15 protein-coding genes, 4 tRNA genes, 2 rRNA genes and 1 pseudogene are annotated in these 24985 nt (G+C 53.2%); 3 read left to right on the top strand and 19 right to left on the bottom strand.

Annotated elements, in window-relative coordinates; translation table 11 throughout:
- Window positions 1-75 precede the first annotated feature (75 nt).
- From ACVX3G_RS09900 to ACVX3G_RS09860, 9 genes and pseudogenes are all read right to left on the bottom strand, one after another.
- Complete coding sequence (locus ACVX3G_RS09900; RefSeq protein WP_021321523.1) at window positions 76-2889, bottom strand: tetratricopeptide repeat protein; 2814 nt, start codon at window positions 2887-2889, stop codon at window positions 76-78.
- A 233-nt stretch (window positions 2890-3122) separates the two neighbouring features.
- Window positions 3123-3407 carry a hypothetical protein gene (locus ACVX3G_RS09895; protein ID WP_011231627.1) on the bottom strand — a complete coding sequence of 95 codons (285 nt, stop codon included), beginning with the start codon at window positions 3405-3407 and terminating at the stop codon, window positions 3123-3125.
- Window positions 3408-3742: 335 nt separating this feature from the next.
- Window positions 3743-4305: pseudogene (locus ACVX3G_RS09890) on the bottom strand (LysE family transporter).
- 923 nt (window positions 4306-5228) lie between these two features.
- Window positions 5229-5305: transfer RNA gene (locus ACVX3G_RS09885), tRNA-Arg, on the bottom strand.
- 177 nt (window positions 5306-5482) lie between these two features.
- Window positions 5483-5553: transfer RNA gene (locus ACVX3G_RS09880), tRNA-Gly, on the bottom strand.
- 102 nt (window positions 5554-5655) lie between these two features.
- A tRNA-Arg gene (locus ACVX3G_RS09875) sits at window positions 5656-5729 on the bottom strand.
- Window positions 5730-5739: 10 nt separating this feature from the next.
- Window positions 5740-5811 (bottom strand) — tRNA-Gly (locus ACVX3G_RS09870).
- Between the two features lie 56 nt (window positions 5812-5867).
- Window positions 5868-8797, bottom strand: a 23S ribosomal RNA gene (locus ACVX3G_RS09865).
- A 343-nt stretch (window positions 8798-9140) separates the two neighbouring features.
- Window positions 9141-10698: ribosomal RNA gene (locus ACVX3G_RS09860) — 16S ribosomal RNA — on the bottom strand.
- The 16S and 23S rRNA genes sit together here with 4 tRNA genes alongside, the layout of an rRNA operon.
- A 709-nt stretch (window positions 10699-11407) precedes the next feature.
- On the opposite strand from ACVX3G_RS09860, the gene ACVX3G_RS09855 reads away from it, so the two are divergent.
- Entirely contained in the window at window positions 11408-11698 is a 291-nt protein-coding gene (locus ACVX3G_RS09855; protein ID WP_011231630.1) for a hypothetical protein, read from the top strand.
- A 64-nt stretch (window positions 11699-11762) separates the two neighbouring features.
- On the top strand, window positions 11763-12206 hold the full coding sequence (locus tag ACVX3G_RS09850) for an Hsp20/alpha crystallin family protein (protein ID WP_011231631.1): 444 nt from the start codon (window positions 11763-11765) through the stop codon (window positions 12204-12206).
- Between the two features lie 16 nt (window positions 12207-12222).
- On the opposite strand, the gene ACVX3G_RS09845 is transcribed toward ACVX3G_RS09850, so the two are convergent.
- The 4 genes from ACVX3G_RS09845 to ACVX3G_RS09830 are packed head-to-tail and all read right to left on the bottom strand — an operon-like array spanning window position 12223 to window position 16998.
- Window positions 12223-13245 (bottom strand): LacI family DNA-binding transcriptional regulator, encoded by a 1023-nt coding sequence (locus ACVX3G_RS09845; protein ID WP_318549658.1) that lies wholly within the window; start codon window positions 13243-13245, stop codon window positions 12223-12225.
- 56 nt (window positions 13246-13301) lie between these two features.
- A complete protein-coding gene (gene galT, locus ACVX3G_RS09840; RefSeq protein WP_011231633.1) occupies window positions 13302-14828 on the bottom strand; it encodes a UDP-glucose--hexose-1-phosphate uridylyltransferase in 1527 nt (508 codons plus the stop codon).
- Between the two features lie 2 nt (window positions 14829-14830).
- On the bottom strand, window positions 14831-15817 hold the full coding sequence (gene galE / locus ACVX3G_RS09835; RefSeq protein WP_011231634.1) for a UDP-glucose 4-epimerase GalE: 987 nt from the start codon (window positions 15815-15817) through the stop codon (window positions 14831-14833).
- The gene (locus ACVX3G_RS09830) at window positions 15814-16998 is read right to left on the bottom strand and encodes a galactokinase (RefSeq protein WP_144329657.1); all 1185 of its coding nucleotides are present in this window, start codon (window positions 16996-16998) and stop codon (window positions 15814-15816) included. The genes galE and ACVX3G_RS09830 overlap by 4 nt, the downstream gene beginning before the upstream one ends.
- A 200-nt stretch (window positions 16999-17198) precedes the next feature.
- Between ACVX3G_RS09830 and ACVX3G_RS09825 the strand changes: the two genes are divergently transcribed.
- A complete protein-coding gene (locus tag ACVX3G_RS09825; protein ID WP_318549665.1) occupies window positions 17199-17981 on the top strand; it encodes an EcsC family protein in 783 nt (260 codons plus the stop codon).
- Window positions 17982-18039: 58 nt separating this feature from the next.
- On the opposite strand, the gene ACVX3G_RS09820 is transcribed toward ACVX3G_RS09825, so the two are convergent.
- The 6 genes from ACVX3G_RS09820 to ACVX3G_RS09795 form a co-directional block, all read right to left on the bottom strand.
- A complete protein-coding gene (locus ACVX3G_RS09820; RefSeq protein WP_020278341.1) occupies window positions 18040-20229 on the bottom strand; it encodes an alpha-galactosidase in 2190 nt (729 codons plus the stop codon).
- A gap of 111 nt (window positions 20230-20340) precedes the next feature.
- A complete protein-coding gene (locus ACVX3G_RS09815) occupies window positions 20341-21999 on the bottom strand; it encodes a glycerol-3-phosphate dehydrogenase/oxidase (protein ID WP_020278340.1) in 1659 nt (552 codons plus the stop codon).
- A gap of 158 nt (window positions 22000-22157) precedes the next feature.
- Window positions 22158-22712 (bottom strand): glycerol-3-phosphate responsive antiterminator, encoded by a 555-nt coding sequence (locus ACVX3G_RS09810; protein ID WP_011231639.1) that lies wholly within the window; start codon window positions 22710-22712, stop codon window positions 22158-22160.
- A gap of 15 nt (window positions 22713-22727) precedes the next feature.
- Window positions 22728-22883, bottom strand: coding sequence for a hypothetical protein (locus ACVX3G_RS09805; protein WP_011231640.1), 156 nt, complete (start codon window positions 22881-22883; stop codon window positions 22728-22730).
- Between the two features lie 17 nt (window positions 22884-22900).
- A complete protein-coding gene (locus tag ACVX3G_RS09800; protein ID WP_011231641.1) occupies window positions 22901-24298 on the bottom strand; it encodes a HAMP domain-containing sensor histidine kinase in 1398 nt (465 codons plus the stop codon).
- Window positions 24295-24969: a response regulator transcription factor gene (locus tag ACVX3G_RS09795; protein ID WP_033012343.1), complete on the bottom strand. Its 675-nt coding sequence runs from the start codon at window positions 24967-24969 to the stop codon at window positions 24295-24297. The genes ACVX3G_RS09800 and ACVX3G_RS09795 overlap by 4 nt, the downstream gene beginning before the upstream one ends.
- Between the last annotated feature and the right edge of the window lie 16 nt (window positions 24970-24985).

Genomic DNA, 24985 nt, shown 5'->3' with positions numbered 1-24985 from the left:
CTGCGCCAAACGAGCGGCCAGACCCGACCGTTGGCGCAGCCTTATTCCGTTCAAGCACGGTTTTGCACGGAACCATTAGACCGAACTGATTGGTTTGTTTTCATCCTGCCGCAATTGCACAGCGGCAGATGCCGCCTGCGCCAGCTGCTCGCATTGCCGCAAACGAATGCCAAAGAGCACGAGCGGGTCGCGGTACGCCTCAGGGTTTTTGCGCATATGTTTGAGCTCGCCTTCCTGGGCAGCGATCTCCAGCTCCAGCCGTTTCAACGTTTCATCGAGCGCCGTCAATGGCGCATGGAAAAATTGAGTGACATCACGCTCAAGCGATTTGGCAAACCATTCAAACGGCAGCAACAACTGCTGGATGATCGCCTCCACCACCTCAGCGTAATCTTGCGTCTGGATAAACTGCTTATACTTTTGCGCCAGCATCGCCTTGTTTTGCGCAAAGGCACCGAGCAGTTTGCCCGCCCCTTTCAACAGCAGCTGGCTTGGCGTTCTCCGCAAGAAAACGTTCACCTTGTCAATTTGCACCCCGTTGATCAACCGATCCGTATCGCGCCGCCAATCGGCGAGAAGGCGAAAATCGCATTCGAGCTTGAGCCGTTCCTGGCCGAACATGGCGTTAAACCCTTCGCCCATTTCATGCAAAAACACCTGGCATTCGTTGAATTCGTCTTCCGTCGCTGCAATCCACTGTTCCATGGCGCGGCGCAGCTTTGGCAGCGCCTCTTCATCAAGGTAAGCGCGAAGCCGTTCGTTCGCTTTGTCGTTCAGTTCAAGATGCAAGCGGGAAAAATCGCTGTCTTCGCTCACAAGATCCGCCATGCTGCGCAACAGATCGGGAATCGCCGTCAACAGCTCGCCCCGCATTTCCGCCAAGACGGTGTGGAACGACTTTGCCGTTTTGGCCGTTTTCTCCTCTTGCAGGTCGCCAAGCTGATGAATGGCGCCGCTGAGTTTGGCCGCCATTTCTTTTTTCCATACGACCAGCTCCGCCAGTCGACTTTCCGCCTCGGCTCGCTGCCGGAACAAATGAGCGATGAACTGGCGGATCGTCGTTAAAATCGCTTCCTCGCGGCGGACAGGGGACACGCATCGGCGCATCTCCTCAAGCCAGCCGACGAGGGCTTGCTGCTGCTTGCGGCTTGGCGCATGCGGCGAATAGACCATGACATTGGCCTCCGGAACGATCGTACGAACGTGCGCTTCCACTTCCTCAACGATTCTCGCCGTCTCCTCTTCATCCACCATCCCGTCGCCCGGAGGAAGCAAAACGTACATCGGCGCAGACGGCGCCCGCTCGCGAAGCTGCAGCATCAACTGTTCATCGGCGCTAGAAAACGGATCCTCGCCGTTGAGAAGAAAAAGAATGCTGTCAGCAAGCGAAAACGACACAAGCGCTTCATGGTCGGATGAAGCGCGCCCGCCGAGCGGGCCGATATCCAACAAGACAATCCCTTGCGGCACGAGTGAAAACGGCGCCGTGCATTCAATGACAGCGTCATCGGAGAATCGGCTTCCGCGGCCGCCCGTTGCCTGTTGAAATTCGTCAATGCTCGAAAAAACGGTAAACTGGTCGTCGCTGATTTTCGCCACTTCCATCTCCCCGCCGTTTCTCCACGCAAGCACCGGCGCAGATGGCGCCGCCAACGCTGCCTCGCCGACCAACGTCCGCAAAAACGCCAACCGCTCATGGCGCGACGCCCCAGCGACCAAAACGAAATGCGTCCGCGAATCAGACAGCTGCCGCACGAACCAGCGGAAGCGGAAATGCGAGCCCGCCCGCTGCTCTTCCGCCCAATCGGCAATTTCTTCAAATAGCGACACACCAGCTTCCCCAGCTTGCCGTTTCGCATGGACGAGCCGCTTAGCGGCGTCGTTGACCGTCTCTTCTTCAAACGCCTCAGGAAATTTCTCACTCCAAGCCAACAAGGCAGCCGCGGCCACCGCTGTCTCCGGACCGTCGGCTAAACTCACCCAGCTTTTGACAAGCGGTGGCACCACTTCCACCAACTCTTTCAATCGGTACGGGCCTTTCATCAATCCTGCATAGGCTTCCCCTAAAAGGCCGGGAATTCGCTTCCAGTCGTAGTCGCGGCCGATCGACAACTCATCATAGAGGCGATTCCACTCCGCGAGCCACGAAAAATAGAGGTCACCATCCCGATAACCGTTCCATAGCGCCTGCACAAGCCGTTCAAACTTCACCCGATCCGTTTCGTACAACAGCGCCAGGCAGCGTGAAAACCGCGCAGGCGCCATCGTTCGCGCATGTCCTTGTTCCACATAACCGGTCAAGATGTCCGCCCAGCGGCGCGCCGACGTCCGCACCGCCTCTCCTAAAGCAAGCTCGACGGCGCTTTCCCAATCACCTTGCTCCTCGAAAAAGGCGCGCGCCCATTCGGTCATGTTCGGATAATCCGGATACAACGTCACACCGCGCTTAATCATATCATCCGCTTTCGCGTTTTCCCCCAACTCACGGTAGAGCGAAAACAGGCGCAAAATGATTTCCGCATGCAACGTTTCGCTTTCCGTCTCAATCGAACGGTACAGCTCCTCGGCCAGCTCGAGCCGTCCAAGCTCATAGTAGCTGTCGGCGATATTTTTTTGCGCCCACGGACGCAAATCGTCGTGATGGACTTGTTCCCATTTCAAGATCGCCGCTTCGTAGTCGCGGCGGTGGAAATACACTTCCCCTTGGGCAAAGCGAATCGACGACAAATCAGCGCCATCCCGATGCGCCGTGAAAAACATATCGCCAAGCGCGCTGACAACGTCGCGTTCCCCCGCCTCGACGAGCGTCTCGTAAAATGTTTTATGAACAAGTTGCTGTTCAAACCCCATGTCGATCACCTGACTCGTATATTTGCCATGCATGTTCATTGTATGGCACGTTTTCTAATTTTATTTCTATCCTATACATTTTAACAAACTTTCGCCGCCATGAACGTTTCAATTTGTTTTCATTTGCGAGACAAAATTCGACCCAATATGCGATGAGGCCAACCAAAGGAACTTTCAATGGTGGTTACGGCCACGAACCACTTTGTTCTTTTACGTCTACAAATGCTAAAAAGACGAGGGAAAATAAAAAAGCACGTAACCATTCGAGTAGGTTAAGTGCTTCTCGTCGACAATTTCTTAATCGTTTGATATTTTTCCTCTACTTTGTTCCTCAGCTCTTCTTCTCCGATATACTCATCGTCGTCCTCTCTATGAAGAGGGTTAGGCTCATACCAGCCGCACGCTTCCGAAATATCATCAAACGCGTCGATGTACTTTTCGTCTAAATCTCCATCATCGAAATAAGATGCATATATAGCAGGAAAATCATAAGAAAATTGCTCTGGCGGCAAATTTCCTTCAAGATCGTCTTCGATGCACTGCAACAAATCATCCATCGATTTCCCTCCAATCTTTTTTTGGATTCTTTCTAGAAAGCTGGTGATTTAGTGAAGAAGGTTGATGGCCCACCTATTTTTCAATTAGAGAAACTTTGACAAACGGGCTTGCGATTCTGATCCAACGCCGTTGATTTGCCCGCAACGCCCCGTTTTTCACCGGGCTTCTAGTAACAATACTAACAATTTCGCCAGTATCATTAGCTTGTATGACAGCTATACCGTCTTTAAAATACACCGTTGTTCGCATATCTAGCGTGGCCAAAAGTATGGGAAATTCAAACAGAACACAATCAAGTAATCGTATTGATCGAGGTATCTTTTGATGCCAAAAATTATATCATATGTAGCAACGTTTTAAAGGCTCTATATCCAAAGCTTATACCAAATCCAATCAAAGAAATCCCTGCAGCAACAGATAACCATTTTAGCCACTTTTGACTTATCATTTTTCTTCCCAAATGTACAGAGAGTGCTACTGTAAAATCCCATAATGCGATCCCCAGAAATATCGCACTACTTTTAGCAAGTGCATGATACCTTTCAATAGAATTCAATTCCATCGCTAATACAGATCCATAGATGCTAACCCAAAAAACAATATTAAGTGGATTCGATATAGCTATAAAGAAGCCAGAAAGATATGATTTGAATAAACCTTCTTTGTTAACCTCTCCGGTTATTTCAACCTTTTTAAATGCCTCCTTTATGCTATCATAACCCAAATAACACAAAATGAAGAAACCAGAAAACCACATGATGAGCTGTACAACAGATTTTGTTAAAAAACGGATAAGCCAAAAAAGATGGCAAACATTAGTACTATATCCGCTGACATTCCTCCCAATCCGACAACCCATGAATGAAAAAATCCGTACTTTATTCCCCGCTTCACCATTTCTATGTTAATAGGACCAATCGGAATTGATAAAGATAAGCCAAGAAGAACCGAAGCAAAAAACTACTTAGCATATATTCATCTCTCCTTTTTTAATGGACACCTCATTTCGACCTGATCTAGAGCAATTCCTGTCTTAGTTAACATAGAACCGCCTCCCAAAATTACTTAATATTTCCTTCAATACAAATAATAACACTAATCATTTTTTTATTCAATATTTATAATTATAATACAAATATAATTAACATTCTCTTCATGTAAATTAGCACATTATTTCAGAATCCCTTTTTCAAATTATTTCAGGAGGATTCGGAAATCATGTGCAAAATTTTTACGGATTATTCTGGATTTTGCACATTCTTTCGGAACGTTTGCACGCTCTTTCAAATGAAGATTTCTACTCTCACATCATAGACGAGAAGGAACAAAAAGAATCGCGGCAGGTAGATCAAACCATGATGGAACTCTATAATGCCCTGTGATCACCGTGCAAAATTCGTGCAAAATTTTTTCGGATCCTATCGTTTTTTTCGGGATTCCCAAAAAATGAAAAACGACCGCAAACGCGATCGTATCAAGGGTTTTGAGGATTTTAACCGGAACGAATCGTATGTAAGTGGCGTCCCAGGAGAGACTCGAACTCCCGACCGACGGCTTAGGGCCGCTGCCCCTTCCTCTACAAGCTTACTCGAAGAAGATGGATGCGTCGGGGCAACTCGCAGTTGTTTCAAAGAAGCTATTGCTCGTTGCTCTATCCTGCTGAGCTGCTGGGACATCATCGACAGAACACTCCAATATTCCCACTGTCGGCTCTTATAACCAAATAAAAAATTCCCCTCTCGCACATGGAATCAATCTTCTTTCCTGGCGATCGGAGAACTTCGTTCCAGCGCCTTTTGCGCGTTCTTTTTGTATGGAAATGGCGTCCCAGGAGAGACTCGAACTCCCGACCGACGGCTTAGAAGGCCGCTGCTCTATCCTACTGAGCTACTGGGACATAGTAATCATGATGACACTCTCATTATTCCGCTGCCCCTTCCTCTACAAGCCTACTCAAGGAAGCTTGGTGCATCAGGACAACTCGTAGCCATTTCGAAGATGACTTTGCTCGTTGCCCTATCCAGCTGAGCTGCTGGAACAATATCCATACGATATTCACGATAAAATAAAGGAAAGCGGGTGATGGGAATCGAACCCACGACTTCAGCTTGGGAAGCTGAGGTTTTACCATTAAACTACACCCGCATGATCAATATCATTAGGACTTGTCTTAGAAACGACTGCAATAAAAATATAATCGCTAATTGTTTTTTTTGTCAATATCTTTTTTTGAAGTTAGTTAATAAACGCGCTCGAGAGGATTCGAACCCCTAACCTTCTGATCCGTAGTCAGATGCTCTATCCAATTGAGCTACGAGCGCATGATGGAAAAGCGGAAGACGGGACTCGAACCCGCGACCCCCACCTTGGCAAGGTGGTGTTCTACCACTGAACTACTTCCGCATCATGAGAAGAATTCATTCCTTCAAAACTAGATAACCGTCGGAAGAAGCCGCTTATAGGTCAAGCCCTCGATCGATTAGTATCCGTCAGCTCCACGTGTCGCCACGCTTCCACCTCGGACCTATCGACCTCGTCATCTTCGAGGGATCTTACCCGCTTTGCGCGGTGGGAAATCTCATCTTGAGGGGGGCTTCACGCTTAGATGCTTTCAGCGCTTATCCCGTCCGCACATAGCTACCCAGCGGTGCCCCTGGCGGGACAACTGGTACACCAGCGGTGCGTCCATCCCGGTCCTCTCGTACTAAGGACAGCTCCTCTCAAATTTCCTCCGCCCGCGACGGATAGGGACCGAACTGTCTCACGACGTTCTGAACCCAGCTCGCGTACCGCTTTAATGGGCGAACAGCCCAACCCTTGGGACCGACTACAGCCCCAGGATGCGATGAGCCGACATCGAGGTGCCAAACCTCCCCGTCGATGTGGACTCTTGGGGGAGATCAGCCTGTTATCCCCGGGGTAGCTTTTATCCGTTGAGCGATGGCCCTTCCATGCGGAACCACCGGATCACTAAGCCCGACTTTCGTCCCTGCTCGACCTGTCCGTCTCGCAGTCAAGCTCCCTTGTGCCTTTGCACTCTCCGAATGATTTCCAACCATTCTGAGGGAACCTTTGGGCGCCTCCGTTACCTTTTGGGAGGCGACCGCCCCAGTCAAACTGCCCACCTGACACTGTCTCCCACCCCGCTAAGGGGTGCGGGTTAGAATTTCAATACCGCCAGGGTGGTATCCCACCGTCGCCTCCACCGAAGCTGGCGCTCCGGCTTCCCAGGCTCCCACCTATCCTGTACAAGCGATACCAAAATTCCATATCAGGCTGCAGTAAAGCTCCACGGGGTCTTTCCGTCCTGTCGCGGGTAACCTGCATCTTCACAGGTAGTATAATTTCACCGGGTCTCTCGTTGAGACAGCGCCCAAGTCGTTACACCTTTCGTGCGGGTCGGAACTTACCCGACAAGGAATTTCGCTACCTTAGGACCGTTATAGTTACGGCCGCCGTTTACTGGGGCTTCGGTTCGCACCTTCGCTTCCGCTAAGCGCTCCCCTTAACCTTCCAGCACCGGGCAGGTGTCAGCCCCTATACGTCGCCTTTCGGCTTCGCAGAGACCTGTGTTTTTGATAAACAGTCGCTTGGGCCTTTTCACTGCGGCTCTTCAGGGCTCTTCACCCCAAAGAGCACCCCTTCTCCCGAAGTTACGGGGTCATTTTGCCGAGTTCCTTAACGAGAGTTCTCCCGCGCGCCTTAGGATTCTCTCCTCGCCTACCTGTGTCGGTTTGCGGTACGGGCACCTCTTCCCTCGCTAGAGGCTTTTCTTGGCAGTGTGAAATCGGGGACTTCCGGATCAATCCGTCGCCGTCACCGCTTGGCCTTATGATCCGCGGATTTGCCTGCGGATCAGCCTCACGGCTTGGACAGGCTCTTCCAGCCGCCTGCTCGCCCTATCCTCCTGCGTCCCCCCATCGCTCAAACGGGAAGAAGGTGGTACAGGAATCTCAACCTGTTGTCCATCACCTACGCCTTTCGGCCTCGGCTTAGGTCCCGACTAACCCTGAGCGGACGAACCTTCCTCAGGAACCCTTAGGCTTTCGGCGCAGAGGATTCTCACCTCTGTTTTCGCTACTCATACCGGCATTCTCACTTCTAAGCGCTCCACCAGTCCTTCCGGTCTGGCTTCTCTGCCCTTAGAACGCTCCCCTACCGATGACCAACGGTCATCCCGCAGCTTCGGCGGCACGTTTAGCCCCGGTACATTTTCGGCGCAGAGTCACTCGACCAGTGAGCTATTACGCACTCTTTAAATGGTGGCTGCTTCTAAGCCAACATCCTGGTTGTCTCGGCAACTCCACATCCTTTTCCACTGAACGTGCACTTCGGGGCCTTAGCTGGCGGTCTGGGCTGTTCCCCTCTCGACCACGGATCTTATCACTCGCAGTCTGACTCCCGGGCATAAGTCATTGGCATTCGGAGTTTGACTGGGTTCGGTAACCCGTTTTGGGCCCCTAGCCCAATCAGTGCTCTACCTCCAAGACTCTTAAACCCGAGGCTAGCCCTAAAGCTATTTCGGGGAGAACCAGCTATCTCCAAGTTCGATTGGCATTTCACCCCTACCCACACCTCATCCCCGCACTTTTCAACGTGCGTGGGTTCGGGCCTCCAGCCGGTGTTACCCGGCCTTCACCCTGGACATGGGTAGATCACCTGGTTTCGGGTCGACGACGACGTACTCACACGCCCTGTTCAGACTCGCTTTCGCTGCGGCTCCGCCTCTTCGGCTTAACCTCGCACGCCATCGTCACTCGCCGGTTCATTCTACAAAAGGCACGCCATCACCCATCAACGGGCTCTGACTACTTGTAGGCACACGGTTTCAGGTTCTCTTTCACTCCCCTCCCGGGGTGCTTTTCACCTTTCCCTCACGGTACTGGTGCACTATCGGTCACTAGGGAGTATTTAGCCTTGGGAGATGGTCCTCCCTGCTTCCGACGGGATTCCTCGTGTCCCGCCGTACTCAGGATCCGCTCGGGAGGGAACGAAGTTTCGACTACAGGGCTCTCACCTTCTCTGGCCGGCCGTTCCAGACCGGTTCGTCTACCCCGTCCCTTTCTCACTCCCATCGTGAGCGGTCCTACAACCCCAAGAGGACATGCCTCTTGGTTTGGGCTGTTCCCGTTTCGCTCGCCGCTACTCAGGGAATCGCGGTTGCTTTCTTCTCCTCCGGGTACTAAGATGTTTCAGTTCCCCGGGTGTGCCCTCCATGCCCTATGGATTCAGGCATGGATACTGCCCCATTACGGACAGTGGGTTCCCCCATTCGGACATCTCCGGATCAACGCTTGCTTACAGCTCCCCGAAGCGTTTCGGCGTTTGCCCCGTCCTTCATCGGCTCCTAGTGCCAAGGCATCCACCGTGCGCCCTTTCCAGCTTAACCTATTGCGCTCTCGGCTTCTTCCTTTGCTTTATCGGTTATCTAGTTTTCAAGGAACGAAGCTGCTGCCTTGAGTCTGCTTCTTTGCAGCTTTGCGCCGAGGAATCCAGCTTCTCTGAATTCACTTGTAGACGCAGACGCAAAGCAACTGAAGGAATTTCTCATTCCTTCAAAACTGAACGAAACAGAAGCGCGTTTTGCTTTGAATAACGACTGATGTCTAGCTCCAGCGCCTGGCTCTCTTCTGCCAAATAACCTTCCCCCTCGGGGTGCAAGCACCCCTGCGGGTGAAGAACATTTGGCTTCGAGAGCCAAACGCGGCGCTTCCGCTTTTCTTCGTCCTTAGAAAGGAGGTGATCCAGCCGCACCTTCCGGTACGGCTACCTTGTTACGACTTCACCCCAATCACTTGCCCCACCTTCGGCGGCTGGCTCCCGTAAGGGTTGCCTCACCGACTTCGGGTGTTGCAAGCTCTCGTGGTGTGACGGGCGGTGTGTACAAGGCCCGGGAACGTATTCACCGCGGCATGCTGATCCGCGATTACTAGCGATTCCGGCTTCATGCAGGCGAGTTGCAGCCTGCAATCCGAACTGAGAGCGGCTTTTTGGGATTCGCTCCCCCTCGCGGGTTCGCAGCCCTTTGTACCGCCCATTGTAGCACGTGTGTAGCCCAGGTCATAAGGGGCATGATGATTTGACGTCATCCCCACCTTCCTCCGACTTGTCGCCGGCAGTCCCTCTAGAGTGCCCACCTTCGTGCTGGCAACTAGAGGCGAGGGTTGCGCTCGTTGCGGGACTTAACCCAACATCTCACGACACGAGCTGACGACAACCATGCACCACCTGTCACCCTGTCCCCCCGAAGGGGGAACGCCCAATCTCTTGGGTTGTCAGGGGATGTCAAGACCTGGTAAGGTTCTTCGCGTTGCTTCGAATTAAACCACATGCTCCACCGCTTGTGCGGGCCCCCGTCAATTCCTTTGAGTTTCAGCCTTGCGGCCGTACTCCCCAGGCGGAGTGCTTATCGCGTTAGCTGCAGCACTAAAGGGTGTGACCCCTCTAACACTTAGCACTCATCGTTTACGGCGTGGACTACCAGGGTATCTAATCCTGTTTGCTCCCCACGCTTTCGCGCCTCAGCGTCAGTTGCAGGCCAGAGAGCCGCCTTCGCCACTGGTGTTCCTCCACATCTCTACGCATTTCACCGCTACACGTGGAATTCCGCTCTCCTCTCCTGCACTCAAGTCCCCCAGTTTCCAATGACCCTCCACGGTTGAGCCGTGGGCTTTCACATCAGACTTAAGGAACCGCCTGCGCGCGCTTTACGCCCAATAATTCCGGACAACGCTCGCCCCCTACGTATTACCGCGGCTGCTGGCACGTAGTTAGCCGGGGCTTCCTCGTGAGGTACCGTCACCGCGCCGCCCTCTTCGAACGGCGCTCCTTCGTCCCTCACAACAGAGCTTTACGACCCGAAGGCCTTCTTCGCTCACGCGGCGTCGCTCCGTCAGGCTTTCGCCCATTGCGGAAGATTCCCTACTGCTGCCTCCCGTAGGAGTCTGGGCCGTGTCTCAGTCCCAGTGTGGCCGGTCACCCTCTCAGGCCGGCTACGCATCGTCGCCTTGGTGAGCCGTTACCTCACCAACTAGCTAATGCGCCGCGGGCCCATCCGCAAGTGACAGCCAAAGGCCGCCTTTCAACCAAAGACCATGCGGTCTTCGGTGTTATCCGGTATTAGCTCCGGTTTCCCGGAGTTATCCCGGTCTTGCGGGCAGGTTGCCCACGTGTTACTCACCCGTCCGCCGCTGACCAAACCAGAGCAAGCTCCGATTTGGTCCGCTCGACTTGCATGTATTAGGCACGCCGCCAGCGTTCGTCCTGAGCCAGGATCAAACTCTCCAAAAGAAAGTTGATTGGCTTTTCGCATTGTCCAGCTTCAGCCCGCCGCCGCTCGGGGTCAAATAACCTTCGCCTTCGGGATTGTAAATCCCTGCAGGCGAAGAACATTTGCCCATCGCGGCGACCCGCGGGCCTCAGCTTTTCCGTATTGTCCAGCTTCGGCCAAAGCGGCCTTCGCTTTTCTTTCGCGCTTCGTTTCGTTCAGTTTTCAAGGAACGACAGTTACTATTATAAACAATCTTTCAAAAATGTCAACTACTGATTCTCTTCTAATTATTACCGCGTTCATTTCGTCGCGGCAATTATTCATTATACGCAGTGTTAACTATTTGTCAATAGTTTTTTTATTTCATGATTGTTCGATCGTTGCACTCCGACATTCCGTCGAAGCGGCGATTTTTATTTTATACACTATCTCACCTTATGTCAACTACTTTTTTAGGTTGAACGCTCTCCCACCTACGCTAACGCTTAGAGGTGGGAGATTCTTGGGAACACCCGCCCCACGGCAGGCTGTCAACCAAGCCATCCCCGTGCGTCCCACGGTTGGGCTGCCTTACAACGACAGCAAACGAAACCAGCCCCCACTATCTACATTCGACTTGGCCTCCCGAATCGCTTCGACTGCTGTATGATATAATTTCTTAAAAAGAATATGTTGCAAGGAGCAGACCTCGAGGATCGCTATGTATATTTTTTAAGGAGGGAAACAGCCGTGACCTATCCATTTTCTGCACTGCTTGACGGCTACCGCCGACTTTGGCCGAACCGATCGCTGGCGGCCGGACCGCTTGATGAACAAGAAAGCCAAACTCTTTTGTATGAAACGATAAGGCAAGAGTTGCGCGATGAATGGACGCATCCGCGCGTGCGGCAATCGTCCGAAGTGAAGTTTTATTACGCCGTTAAGCGGGTGGCCGCTTCTGACTTGCCGGATGGCATGAAAGTAGCACTCATTCAAGCGTATTTGACGGTGATGGAACAATTGCAAGCCAATCATACATAAAACAGACGAATCCGGTTCACACTACTGAGCGAAAAAACATTTCTTGTTAAGGAGGATGGCAGTTATGGCGTTAATTCCGTATGACCCGTTCCGGCACTTGGAATCGATTCGCCGGGATATGAACCGCTTTTTTGCTAGTGATTTTCCATCGCTGTTCACTCATATGGATGAGCAGCACTGGATGCCGCGCATCGACATGCATGAAACGGCCAACGAATACGTCGTTTCGTGCGATTTACCGGGGCTGGAGCGGAAAGAGGATGTGCACATTGACGTGCAGAACAACATGTTGACCATCAGCGGCACGATTCAACGCCACCACGATGTAAGAGAAGAACAAATGCACCGGCGCGAACGCTTCTTTGGTCGCTTCCAGCGTTCGATCACCCTGCCGGCGGATGCGGCGACGGAAAACATTCGCGCGACGTACAAAAACGGCGTGCTTGACATTCATATCCCGAAAACAACGACAGGAACGAAAAAACGCGTTGATATCGAGTTCCATTAATGCAGAAGGGAGCGGCTTATCGACCGCTCCCCTTTTCGTTGCCCTCGCTGCTTGAGCGGATGACGAGCTCTGTCGGCACGACGACCTTTTTGCAAATCGCTCGTTTCGTCGTCAACCGTTCGATGAGCAGCTCAACCGCTGTTTCACCCATAAATTCTGTGTATACTTTCACCGTCGAAAGCGGCGGGTGAAGAAATGCTGCCGTCGGAATATCATTGAATCCGACAATCGCCGCCTCTTCCGGAACAGCGATCCCGGCTTCATGCAGCGCACGCAGGGCGCCAATCGCCATCGAATCACTGGCAATGAAAAACGCCGTCGGCAAGTCGCCGCCTGAAACAGCCTCTTTCATCAGCCGATAGCCATCTTCAGCAGTGAAGGCACCGATCCATACATAGCGGGAATCATACACCCCTTTGACATACAAATATTCGTAAAACGCCGCTTCGCGCTCATCGCGGATCGGCGTTTCCCCGTCGACATATTCACGGCCGCCGATATAGCCAATTTTCGTATGCCCCAACCGAAGCAAATAATCAAGCACTGTCACCGTCGCTTGACGCAAGTCGATGACGACTGAATCAAACCGATGCTCATCAGGCGAACAGTCGACAAACACAATTTGTTTGGCCCCGGCGGCAAAAACCTCGACTTCCTTCGGCCCGAATTTTCCGACGGCGATGATGCCATCGAGCGCCTCCATCCGTTCGATCGGATAGGCGCCGTGCTGTTTAAACAATTTGACGAGTTCGATGCCGCGGTCAAAACACTCTTTTTCCACTCCGAGGCGAATCGCCATATAATAGGGGTCATCGATTTCCTGGCGCTCCGAATACCAGTGAATGAGCCCGAAGCGAAACGATTCGCGCGCTTGCTGGCTTCGTTCCCGCAATGTTTTGTAGTTCAGCTCTTGGGCGACTTCAAAAATGCGCCTTCTCGTTTCATCGGAAACGGACAGCGTCGCATCGTAATTAAGCACGCGCGACACCGTCGCGACCGAAACGCCGACTTTTTCCGCGATTTCTTTTAACGTAGCCATAGTCTGTTTGCAATCCCTTCCTTATGTTTCATATGAAACGCGTTTTTTCGCCGCATTTAAACAAGAGACGACATGCGCTCCACAGCGTGCTGCATAAAGCGGCGAAACGCGTCCTTCCCTCGCTTGTCCCGCTTAAACACCCCGGCATGTTCCAACACGGTCACAAACCGTTGCCCGACTTCGTGCCGCAAAATGTCATGGACGTTGTCCTTCGTGATGTCCGGATAGGCCGAGTGAATGGCTTCGCACCAATCCCAATGTTTATGCATCGACTCGTCCCAGTCTTCTTTTTTTGTCCGATGCACGAGATAATCGGCCAGCGTCTCCAGTTCCACGGCAAGCCGTGCCGGCAGCACCGCCAGCCCCATCACTTCGATCAAGCCGATATTTTCTTTTTTAATATGATGCAATTCTTCATGCGGATGGAAAATGCCGTACGGATGTTCCGCTGATGTCCGATTGTTGCGCAAAACAATGTCCAACTCAAACAAATCGCCGCGCCGCCGGGCGATCGGGGTGATCGTGTTATGCGGAACATCGCCGCTGTAGGCCATAATCTCGACACTTGAGTCGCTGTACGTCCGCCATGTTTCATACAAAAAGGCAGCCGCATCCAACACGTCCTCTTTTGGTCCAGTCAAACGGATGACGGACATCGGCCAGCGCACTATGCCGGCTGTGACCGACGGAAACGATGGAAGCGGGATACACTCTTCGATCTCCGCCTTTTCCATCGCAAACGTATAGCACCCGCCTTGGAAATGGTCATGCACTAAAATCGAGCCGCCGACAATCGGCAAATCGGCGTTCGAGCCAATGAAATAGTGCGGGAACTTTTCGACGAAATCGAGCAAACGCTCAAGCGTCTTCCGCTCCATTTTCATCGGCACATGTTCGGCGTGGAAGACGATGCAATGTTCATTATAGTACACGTAGGGAGAATATTGGAAATACCACTGTTCATCCAATAACGTGATCGGGATGACACGGTGATTGGAACGGGCTGGATGACGCCACGTTCCTTCATACCCTTCGTTTTCTTTGCATAATACACATTTTGGATACGAGGATGACGGCATCTCTTTTAATTTGGCGATTTCCTTCGGGTCTTTTTCCGGCTTCGCCAAGTTAATGGTGATATCCAATTCTCCATAGATGGTTGACACTTTCCAGTGCTGATTGTTGGCGATGCGCGCCGTTTGAATGTAATTGGACGCTTGGCTCAACGAATAAAACCAGTCCGTCGCCTCCTGCGGGTCGCGGCGGTATCGCTCGTAAAAGGCGCGGATCACTTCCGACGGCCGCGGCATGACGCAGTCCATCAGTCTCGCATCCCATATATCGCGCTCGGTCGTTGTATTCGTTTCCAACAATCCTTGTTCATACGCCCAATCAATCATAGCGTCCAATACCGGGGCCGGCGAGGCCAAGGGAACGTCCTTGACCTCGGCCGGCTGCCATTCCGTGAGTCGGAGCGTTGCCAGCAGGCGGTTGCGCGCGTACACAACATCTTCCGGCGCTAAAAGGCCGCGTTGCTCGGCATAACGGATCAGTTGTTCAATCGCCGCAAAAATCGTTTCCATGTTTACACACCCCGATATCCGTTTGGCCGCGCTTGATGCCATTCCCATGCCGACGCGACGATATCCGTAATGGACGGGTATTTCGGCTCCCAGCCGAGCTCGCGCTTTGCTTTTTCCGATGAAGCGACAAGTCTCGCCGGATCGCCCGGGCGCCGCGCCACGACGCGGGCGGGGATCGGGTGTCCGGTCACTTGCCGAGCCGCTTCGATCACTTCTTTGACGCTAAATCCATTTCCGTTGCCTAAATTGTATACATCGCTGTCTGCCCCGCTCCGCAATTTCTCGAGCGCCAGCCAATGGGCATCGACGAGATCAAGCACATGAATGTAGTCGCGGATGCACGTGCCGTCGGGCGTGTCGTAGTCATCGCCGAAAATGTAGATTTCCTCGCGCTGGCCAAGCGGCACTTTTAAAATCAATGGAATCAGATGCGTCTCCGGGTTGTGGTCCTCACCGATTGTCGTGCCGTACGCCCCGGCGACATTAAAGTAGCGGAGCGAAATCGAGCGGATGCCATAGGCGCGGTCCGCCCATTTCATCATTTTTTCCATCGCCAGCTTCGTTTCTCCATACGCGTTCGTCGGTTCCGTCGGGTCGGTTTCGACGATCGGGATTTGTTTCGGCTCCCCATACACCGCGGCGGTTGAAGAAAAGACGATTTGCTTGACGCCAAATTCTCTCATCACTTCAAGCAGCACTTGTGTGCCGTACACATTGTTGTCGTAATATTTCAGCGGCTCTTCCATGCTTTCGCCGACCAATGAGTTCGCCGCAAAATGAATGACCGCCTCAATGTCGTGCTGGCGAAACACCTCGCGCAAAAAATCGCGGTCGCGAATATCGCCTTGGCAAAACACCGCATCAGGGTGAACCGCCTCCCGGTGCCCCGTCTGCAAGTTATCCACCACGACCACGCGCTCCCCTTTTTCAAGCAGACGGTACACCGCATGGCTGCCGATATACCCTGCCCCTCCGCAAACCAAAATCATCGGCTCATCTCCTCCAGTTCCGTGAGTTCTCTCGCCCCGTCACCAACTTCAACGACATAAAAGCTTGCTTCATAACCGATTTTTTCGGCATACGCGTTTCCGACCCGTTCAATGAAATCTTGAACGCATGCCTTTTTCACAATGTTCACCGTGCAGCCGCCGAATCCTGCTCCGGTCATGCGCGCCCCGACCGTTCCTTCGTGCGACCATGCCGCTTCAACGAGCGTGTCGAGTTCAACACCTGTCACTTCGTAATCATTGCGCAGCGACAAATGCGACTGTTTCATCAACTCGCCAAAGCGGATCAGGTCTCCGCGCTCAAGCGCCCGGGCGGCTTCAAGAGTCCGCTCGTTTTCCGTCACCGCATGGCGGGCCCGTTTTTGCTCAAGCGGGGAAAGAAGATGTTCATAACGGGCCAGCTCTGCGCTTGTCAGCTCGCCGAGCGAGGCGATGTTCCGCACGCTTTGCAGCTTCGCGAGAGCCGCCTCGCACGTCGCCCGCCGCTCGTTGTACGCCGAGTCCGCCAAGCCGCGCTTTTTGTTTGTGTTCGCGATGACAATCGAACAATCGTTGAGCACGAGCGGCAAATAGCGGTACTCGAGCGTCTGGCAGTTCAATAGAATGGCGCAATCTTGTTTCCCCATGCCGACGGCAAACTGATCCATAATGCCGCAATGGACGCCAACGTATTTATTTTCTACGGTTTGGCTCATTTTCACAAGTTCCAGCTGGTCAAGCCCGCGCCTGAACAGTTCATTGAGCATGACCGCGGTCACGAGCTCAATCGACGCGGATGACGACAGTCCTGCGCCGTTCGGGATCGTGCCGTAATACAAAATGTCCAATCCGGTCTCCAGCGGGCTGAGCGCTTGAAACGCAGCCAAGATCCCTTTCGGGTAGTTCGCCCAGCCGTGCTCGCTCCGGTATGACAAGTCATCGTAAGAGACAGTGATCACTCCCGTTTCCGGGAAGTTTTGGGAGTAAAGGCGGACAAACGGCTCATCCGTTTGCCGGACAAGCGCATACGTGCCGATCTCGAGCGCGCACGGCAGCACATGCCCGCCGTTGTAATCCGTATGCTCACCGATCAAATTGACGCGGCCGGGGGCGAAGAAAGTGCGGATGCCTTCGCCTAAGCCGCCGAAAAGTTCGATAAATTGTTGTTTTAAGGTTGTAATCATGAAAGAGCCTCCTTAAGATCATCTTATAATAAATATTTTAGTTAAAATTTTACTATTCGTCAATGAAAAACTCCTACTTTGATGTTTGTTCATGACTGCAGGCTTCTTGTCAGAAACAAAATGCCCTCCTTGTCCGTATAATTCGTTAAAATCAACCTATCCTAAACATTAACATTTAAGAAGGAACAGGAGGCCCAAACATGGACGCCAAACTGCAGCTACAAAAAGAGTTAAAGCAAATCGAACAGTGGGAACACTCCCAAAAAGACCTATGGTTTTGGGAAAAGCTTGGCCGCTTGCCATTTCAAGTGCTGGATAAGCTGACGCCAAAAGTCGTCCATCGAAAACTCGGGCAGCTGCTTGATGAGTTGGGCAGCTATATTCAAAGCGGCGGGCAATATTTAGTGAATGAAAAGAAAATATTCACTCGGCTCGGGGTATCGTCGCTTGCGCAAGTGCCGCACTTGCCGCTTGAGACAATGGATCGCGTCTGCGATGAATTGATCGATGCGCGCGTCACGTTCGCCCAGCTGCAAGGGGCGGCAACTGGAATTGGCGGGGCGCTGACGCTGGCGGTGGACATTCCGGCGCTTCTCGGCTTAGCGCTGAAAACGCTGCAAGAGATCGCCATCGTGTACGGATATGACCCGAAGGAAAAAGAGGAGCGCGTGTTTGTCGTCAAATGCCTTCAGTTTGCCGCGGCGGACATTGTCGGGAAAAAAGCGATTTTGGACGAACTTTCGTCGTTCTCCCATGAACGCGGGCGCGTCTTTTCCGAACTGCAAGGCTGGCGGGAAGTGATGATGACGTTCCGCGACCAATACGGATGGAAAAAGCTGTTTCAAGCCGTTCCGATCATCGGCGTCATTTTCGGTTCGCTGTTTAACAAATCGTTTATGGAAGACATCGCCGAAACCGGGAAGATGCTCTATCGGAAGCGTCGCATCATCGAGAAGCTCAAACAGTTTGAACCCGGCATCTAAGACACCGGGTTCAATTCGTTTATGACTGGTGCATAGGCTCGAGCGACAGCATCCCTTCTTATCGTTGAACAGCTTTCAATCGCCACATCATACTGATAAAATCGCCAGAGCGGTACGGCAAGGCCACTCCGGCATACATCAGCTCGTCGCCGCCGTAAACGCCAAGTCCCTCGATTTCGTAGTCTTGATTCGGGTCAAGCCCTTTTAAGCGCAGGTATGACAGCGGCGCGTTCGCTTCGGCCAGAACGCGGAAGTAGGCGACGAGCGCTTCCGAGCGGTCGGCAGAGACGAACATCCATGCTGCTTCATTGCCCTCAAATGGGCTTAACAACCGATAAAACGTGCCGAACTGGACGAGGCGGCGCACGTCCTTGTAAAACGCGACTTGTTGCTTAATCATTTGTTTTTCTGTTTCCGTCAATTTCGTGATATCGAGCTCATAGCCGAAGTTGCCTGACATCGCGACATGGCCGCGCGTCTTGAGCGACGCCACCCGCCCGACTTGGTGGTTCGGCACCGCCGAGACGTGGGCGCCCATTGCACTAATCGGATAGACGAGGCTCGTGCCGTATTGAATTTTCAGGCGCGAGACGGCATCGGTATTGTCGCTCGTCCACGTTTGCGGCATATAATACAGCATCCCCGGGTCAAACCGCCCCCCGCCTCCCGAACAGCTTTCAAACAAAATGTGCGGAAAGCGCGAGGTAATCTCGTCCATGACGCGGTACAGCCCAAGCATATAGCGGTGCGCCGTTTCGCGCTGGCGCTCGGGCGGCAGGGCAGCCGAGCCGATTTCCGTCATATGGCGGTTCATGTCCCATTTCACGTACGTGATCGGCGCGCTTGCGAGGACGTTCGAGATCGTCTCGATGATATAGTCGCAAACGTCTTCGCGGGAATAATCGAGCACAAGCTGGTTTCGTCCTTCAGAGCGCGGGCGGTTCGGCACATGGAGACACCAGTCGGGATGTTTCCGGTACAGTTCGCTGTTTGGCGACACCATTTCCGGTTCGACCCATAAGCCGAACTGGAGTCCAAGTTCGTTTACTTGTTTTGCCAGCCCGTCCAAGCCGTTCGGAAGCTTGCGCCGGTTGACGATCCAATCGCCGAGCGACCGGCGGTCGTCATCGCGCTCGCCAAACCAGCCATCGTCAAGCACAAACAGTTCGATGCCTAGTTTCGCTGCCGTTTTCGCAATGTTGACGAGTTTTTCTTCGTTAAAATCGAAGTACGTTGCTTCCCAGTTGTTGATCAAAATCGGGCGTTCGCGGTCGCGGAATGCGCCGCGCGCCAGGCGGGTGCGGTACAGTTCGTGGTACGTTTGCGACATCCCGTTCAACCCTTGGTCGGAGTAAACCATGACCACTTCCGGCGTTTGGAACGACTCACCCGGTTCCAATAGCCATGTGAAATCAAACGGGTTGATTCCCATCGAGACACGGGCGGTGTGAAACTGGTCGACCTCGACTTGGGCGAGGAAATTGCCGCTGTACACAAAGCTGAACCCGTATACTTCGCCTTGGTGTTCATCGGCGTTTTTGGCGACGAGCGCGATAAATGGGTTTTGTTGGTGGCTGCTCGCGCCGCGGCGGCTTTCCGCCGCTTGCACGCCGGTCACAAGCGGGCGGCGCTCGATCCAGCGCTCGCGCCCCCACGCTCCGGGGAGATGGATCCAATCATAGTCAGCAGTTGGGAAATCAACGCTCATACTGAGCGCACGCAGCAGTTTCAACCGCTCGCCGCCTTTGTTTTCAAAACGGGCCGCGCGCGTGATGACGTTCCATTTTTCATACGCCGTATACTGCAACGTGACCTCTAGACCGATCAGCGCATCTCCAAGGACAATTTCGAGCGTCTCCGCTTCCTGTTCATGCTCCACGTATGTCGCCGGCAGTCCGTTAAGTCTAGGCTTCCCTTTGTAAATGCGGTGCGTTTTGTAGCGCAAATCGGTCACGGTCGAGCCGTTCTCAAGCTGCACTTGATACGCCGGAGAACGAAAATCGGTATTCCCATAGGCTGGATATTCTTGCGGCAGCGTATCGAGCGAAAACGTGCGGTCGGATGGGGCGGGATTGGGGGAAAACGCGCGATCCAGCCGCGGAAATGCCCGCGCCCCCCGAACATCGCGCACCGCTTTTCCCCAATAGACATGCGCCAAATAGCCGGAGCGGAAAAGCTGCATCACGTAGCTTGCCTTGCCCGCCCGCAAATGAAACTGCTTCGTTTGCGGATTGTATGTAACTGCCATCCTCTTCCCTCACTTTGATTTTTTATTTAAATTTTACTTAATTTTTACGAAAAGATCCATCAAAAAAGCGCCTGGATTCAGGCGCTCATCATTTCCTTCATGATCATTGGTTCACTTCGCTCCTTCCTCTGCCAACACCGCTCGTCGCAGTTCCTTGTCAAGTTCTTTCTCATACACGTCCCGCTCTTCCCCCGTCCACCCCAAATACCGCGCCATAAACGCCACAACCGCCTCTTTCTCCCGCCGGACAGAATCGATGTCAAATAACAGCGCTCCGGTGCGGCGGATGAAGTAGTCGACCGGTTTGGCCGCCATTTCTTCCTCCATGGCGTAGACGAGGCGGATGAACGTTTCGCGCGTTAAGCCAGATGAACGGTCGTATTGCTGGCTTAAAGCAAACAGCTGGTCGACATTTGTGCCGTATTGTCTCGCCAGCCGCGCTCCCGCTTCTTTCGTCAATCCATAGCGCACCGCTTCGTCCGCTTTTTCGGCGATGAAGGCAGGGAGGCGGTGCGAGCCGCCGACATCGCCGCCGGAGATCGGCAATTGTTTCGTTCGACACGGTCCGAACGCTTTTCCTTCTTCTTTCTCCAGCTGCTTGGCGACAAGATCGACGACGGTCTCGGCCATTTTCCGGTAGCCGGTCAGCTTGCCGCCGGCAATCGTAATGAGGCCGGATGGCGATGTCCAAATCTCGTCTTTGCGGGAAATTTCCGACGGGTCTTTCCCTTCTTCATAAATGAGCGGACGGACGCCAGCCCAGCTCGACTCGACATCGTCGGCAGTGACGCCGACGGACGGGAACATGTAGTGAATCGCCTGCAATAAGTAATCACGGTCTTCTTCGGTCATGGCCGGATGAGCGGGATCATCGTCATAAAATGTATCGGTCGTGCCGACATACGTTTTCCCATCCCGCGGAATGGCAAACACCATCCGGCCGTCCGGGGTGTCAAAATAGACTGCCTGCTTGAGCGGAAACCGCTTTTGGTCGATGACGATGTGGACGCCTTTGGTCAGTTGGAGGCGTTTGCCGGTTTTCGATCCGTCTTTGTCGCGCAGCGCATCCACCCATGGTCCAGCGGCATTGACGACTTTTTTGGCGCGGATGTCATACACTCGTCCGCCGATCAGGTCGCGGCAGCGGGCGCCGATCGCGCGGCCGCGCTCGTCGTACAAAAACTGTTCGGCTTTTACATAGTTGACGGCGTCGGCGCCAAGCTCGACCGCTTTTTTGATCACTTCGATCGTCAGGCGGGCGTCGTCGGTCCGGTATTCGACGTAATAGCCGCCGCCAAGGAGGCCATCGCGCTTTAAGAGCGGCTCTTTTTCCAACGTCTGCCGGGCATCAAGCATCGTGCGCCGCTCGCTTGGCTTGACGCCAGCCAGCCGGTCATACAGCCAAAGGCCGACCGACGTGCTCCATTTGCCAAACGTCCCGCCGCGATAAATGGGCAGCAGCATCCACTCCGGTGTGGTGACGTGCGGGCCGTTTTCATACACAATCGCCCGTTCGCGCCCGACTTCCGCGACAAGCTTCACCTCGAACTGCTTCAAGTAGCGCAAGCCGCCGTGAACGAGCTTCGTCGACCGACTTGACGTGCCGGCGGCAAAATCTTGCATCTCGACAAGCGCGACCGTCATGCCGCGCGAGACGGCATCCAGGGCGATGCCAGAGCCGGTGATCCCTCCACCGATGATCAGAAGATCATATTGTTTTTCGCTCATCGCTTGAAGAACATCGCTCCGATGTTTGCTTGAGAACGCCATGCATGATTCCTCCTTTGAAAAAGACAAAAAGAGACCATTGCAAACACGATAAGCCTTTCGCCTACCATGCATGCATGGTCTCTCCCTGTCTCCTGACTGATGATTAACTTGTTACCTTTATTGTAGCAGACTGCGGCCGATTTGACCAGCTCAACGCATTATCCATTGTAGTGGCGCCATAATGTTTCGTTTGACGTGGTCACCGCCACCGCCCCAGCTGCAAGCGCCCGCTCGACATCATCGACCGTGCGGATGAGCCCGCCGGCGTAAATCGGTTTTCCGGTCCGTTCTTTCACTTCGCGGATGATGTGCGGCATGGCGCCCGGGATGACTTCAATGCAATCCGGATTCGTTTTGGCGATCAGCTGGTAGCTTTTCTCTAAAGCGTGGGAATCGAGCAAAAAGATGCGTTGCACGGCCAAGACGCGTTTTTGACGCGCCTTCATAATGACGCCCGCTTTCGTGGAAATGAGGCCATGAGGGCGGAACTCTTGGCAAAGGTATTCCGCCGCATGTTCATCATGACTCAGCCCTTGCACCAAGTCGACGTGAATGATCAACTCCTTGCCATGCCGGCGCGCATAGGCAAAGATGCTTTTTAACTGGGCAATATGCACCTCAAGCAACACGCCGACCGTGTAACCGCTTGACAAAAAGGCGTCAAATTGCTTCATCGTTTTAATGGCCGGAATGATGCGCTGTTTCGCTTCCATTTTCTTTTCTTCGATTCATCCTCTCATTTTGTCGATCTCATCTAAGCATGACAGTGACATCATCGTCCGCGGTTTGCATGTCGCGATTTTCACCCCGCGCTTGCGGAATTTTTCAACGAGGTGATGAATCACTTTTTTGCTTGCCGCCTCTTCCTCATGGGGATGTCCCATTGCCTCACGCTCCTCTCCTATTCCGCTTTCGGAATGGCGAGCTCCACCGTCGTTCCTTTCCCAACTTCGCTTTCCAACGCAATTTGCCCGCCGTACTTATCGATGATCTCCTTGGCAATCGAAAGGCCGAGCCCGGCGCCGCCTTGTTCGCGGCTGCGCGCCTTGTCGACGCGGTAAAAGCGCAAAAAGACGTTTTTCAGCTCCTCTTTTGGGATGCCAATGCCATAATCACGGATGGACACGATGACAAACGGCCCTTCCTCGCGCAAGGAAATCGCGATTTGTTTCACTCGCTGAGAATATTTTACCGCATTGTCAAGCAAAATGAACAGCAATTGTTCAAAATGATGTTTCGCCATCGCCGCGCGCGCAATCGGCTTATCCGGCTGGTCAATCAGAAATTGGAAATCCGGGTGCAAGACGCGGAAATTTTTGACGACTTGTCCGACAGCCGCCGCGGCATCCATCGGCGCGACCTCATCCGGCACCGTGATCGCCTCGGCGCGCGACAAGTCAAGAAGCTCGAGAACGAGCCGCTTCAGCCGCTCCGCTTCTTTCACCGCCGCCTCGAGCGATTCTTCTAAAATCTCTGGATTGTGCTTTCCCCATCGTTGCAGCAACGAAAGATGGCCTTGCAAAATGGCGAGCGGTGTGCGCAGTTCATGGGACGCATCCTCGACAAATTGCCGCTGCATGGCGAACGACCGCTCAATTTCATCCATCATGCCGTTGAACATCACCATCAGTTCCGCGATTTCATCGCGCGCCGGAGGCACATCAATGCGCCGTTTCAGCCCGTTGTTTTGAATGTCCGCCATCGTTTTGGCCAGCGTTTGCAACGGCCGGACGAAGCTTTGCGCCACGAACCGGCCGGCGACAGCGCTTGCCGCCATGGCCAAAAAGCCGATCGCCGTCATGATGAGAAAGAGTGTGTTGGTCACTTGCTGGAACCTCGCCAGCCGACGGGCGATCTCGATCGTTCCATGCAAGTTGCCGATATGCAGCGGCTGACGGAGCAGCAAAAACCGTTCATTGTTGATGAAATGCTCATCCATCTTCCGCTTGTCGGGCATCTCGCTTGGCGATAGCGACACCGCCGCCCCATTTGAAACGGAGACGATGACGTTTCCTTTCTCATCCGTAACGCGAATGAGCTGGTAGCGTTCATTCAGCTTTTCCAAAAACGCGCGGCTGCGGCGAATCCCTTCCCATGATAGATTACGTTTTTCCGCGTAATATGTTTCAATTTCCGCCACCGTTTGTTCCATCGTTTTTTCTTCTTCCTTCAGCAGCCATTGTTTGACCATATGATATTGCAAAAACGTAAACACAAAATACGTAATGAAAATCGCCCCGGCCGACAAAACGGTCAGCTTCCCTTTCAGCGAAAGCCGGCGAATCGCCTCCCTCTTCATGGCCGCATCACATATCCCGTGCCGCGCACCGTTTGGATATACCGCTCTTTATCGTGTTCGTCAAGCTTTTGCCGCAAATAGCGAACGTAGACGTCAACGACGTTCGTCTCAACCTCGGCGTCGAACCCCCACACTTTGTCAAGGAGCGCATCACGCGTCAAGACAACATTGATGTTTTGCATAAAGGCGACGAGCAAATCGTATTCGCGCTTCGTCAGCTCAATAAATTCGTCTCCTTTTTTCACTGTGCGCGCCTGCACGTCAACGACTAAATCTTTAAACGTCAACACTTGGGCGTTCGCTTCCGGATGAACGCGGCGGAACAAGGCGCGGATGCGGGCGAGCAGCTCTTCAATGGCAAACGGTTTGACGATGTAGTCATCGGCCCCGTTATCGAGCCCCATGACGCGGTCAAACACGCTGTCGCGCGCTGTGATCATCATGATCGGCGTCGATTTCGCCGCCCGGATGCGGCGGCATACTTCCATGCCATTTAAACGCGGCAGCATCACATCAAGCAAAATGAGATCCCACTGCTCCGAAAGAGCGAGCTCGAGCCCTTCGCGTCCATCGGCGCATACATGCACGTCAAAGCCTTCGTGCTTTAAGTCAAGCTCCAAAAACCGGGCGAGCCCGGCTTCATCTTCAATCAATAAAATACGTCCGTTCATCAGCTGCTCCTCCTCC

The organism is Geobacillus sp. PLS 41 (assembly GCF_056494105.1).
This window is presented reverse-complemented; position numbering and strand designations above follow the sequence as displayed.

What these genes read in the sequence shown, in the direction of transcription:
- ACVX3G_RS09830 (WP_144329657.1), bottom strand. Translation starts at nt 16,998, where the DNA reads ATGATTACAACCTTAAAACAACAATTTATCGAACTTTTCGGCGGCTTA.
- ACVX3G_RS09800 (WP_011231641.1), bottom strand. Translation starts at nt 24,298, where the DNA reads ATGAAGAGGGAGGCGATTCGCCGGCTTTCGCTGAAAGGGAAGCTGACC.
- galT (WP_011231633.1), bottom strand. Translation starts at nt 14,828, where the DNA reads ATGGAAACGATTTTTGCGGCGATTGAACAACTGATCCGTTATGCCGAG.
- ACVX3G_RS09820 (WP_020278341.1), bottom strand. Translation starts at nt 20,229, where the DNA reads ATGGCAGTTACATACAATCCGCAAACGAAGCAGTTTCATTTGCGGGCG.
- ACVX3G_RS09810 (WP_011231639.1), bottom strand. Translation starts at nt 22,712, where the DNA reads ATGGAAGCGAAACAGCGCATCATTCCGGCCATTAAAACGATGAAGCAA.
- ACVX3G_RS09825 (WP_318549665.1), top strand. Translation starts at nt 17,199, where the DNA reads ATGGACGCCAAACTGCAGCTACAAAAAGAGTTAAAGCAAATCGAACAG.
- ACVX3G_RS09815 (WP_020278340.1), bottom strand. Translation starts at nt 21,999, where the DNA reads ATGGCGTTCTCAAGCAAACATCGGAGCGATGTTCTTCAAGCGATGAGC.
- ACVX3G_RS09795 (WP_033012343.1), bottom strand. Translation starts at nt 24,969, where the DNA reads ATGAACGGACGTATTTTATTGATTGAAGATGAAGCCGGGCTCGCCCGG.
- ACVX3G_RS09895 (WP_011231627.1), bottom strand. Translation starts at nt 3,407, where the DNA reads ATGGATGATTTGTTGCAGTGCATCGAAGACGATCTTGAAGGAAATTTG.
- ACVX3G_RS09850 (WP_011231631.1), top strand. Translation starts at nt 11,763, where the DNA reads ATGGCGTTAATTCCGTATGACCCGTTCCGGCACTTGGAATCGATTCGC.
- ACVX3G_RS09900 (WP_021321523.1), bottom strand. Translation starts at nt 2,889, where the DNA reads ATGAACATGCATGGCAAATATACGAGTCAGGTGATCGACATGGGGTTT.
- ACVX3G_RS09845 (WP_318549658.1), bottom strand. Translation starts at nt 13,245, where the DNA reads ATGGCTACGTTAAAAGAAATCGCGGAAAAAGTCGGCGTTTCGGTCGCG.
- ACVX3G_RS09805 (WP_011231640.1), bottom strand. Translation starts at nt 22,883, where the DNA reads ATGGGACATCCCCATGAGGAAGAGGCGGCAAGCAAAAAAGTGATTCAT.
- galE (WP_011231634.1), bottom strand. Translation starts at nt 15,817, where the DNA reads ATGATTTTGGTTTGCGGAGGGGCAGGGTATATCGGCAGCCATGCGGTG.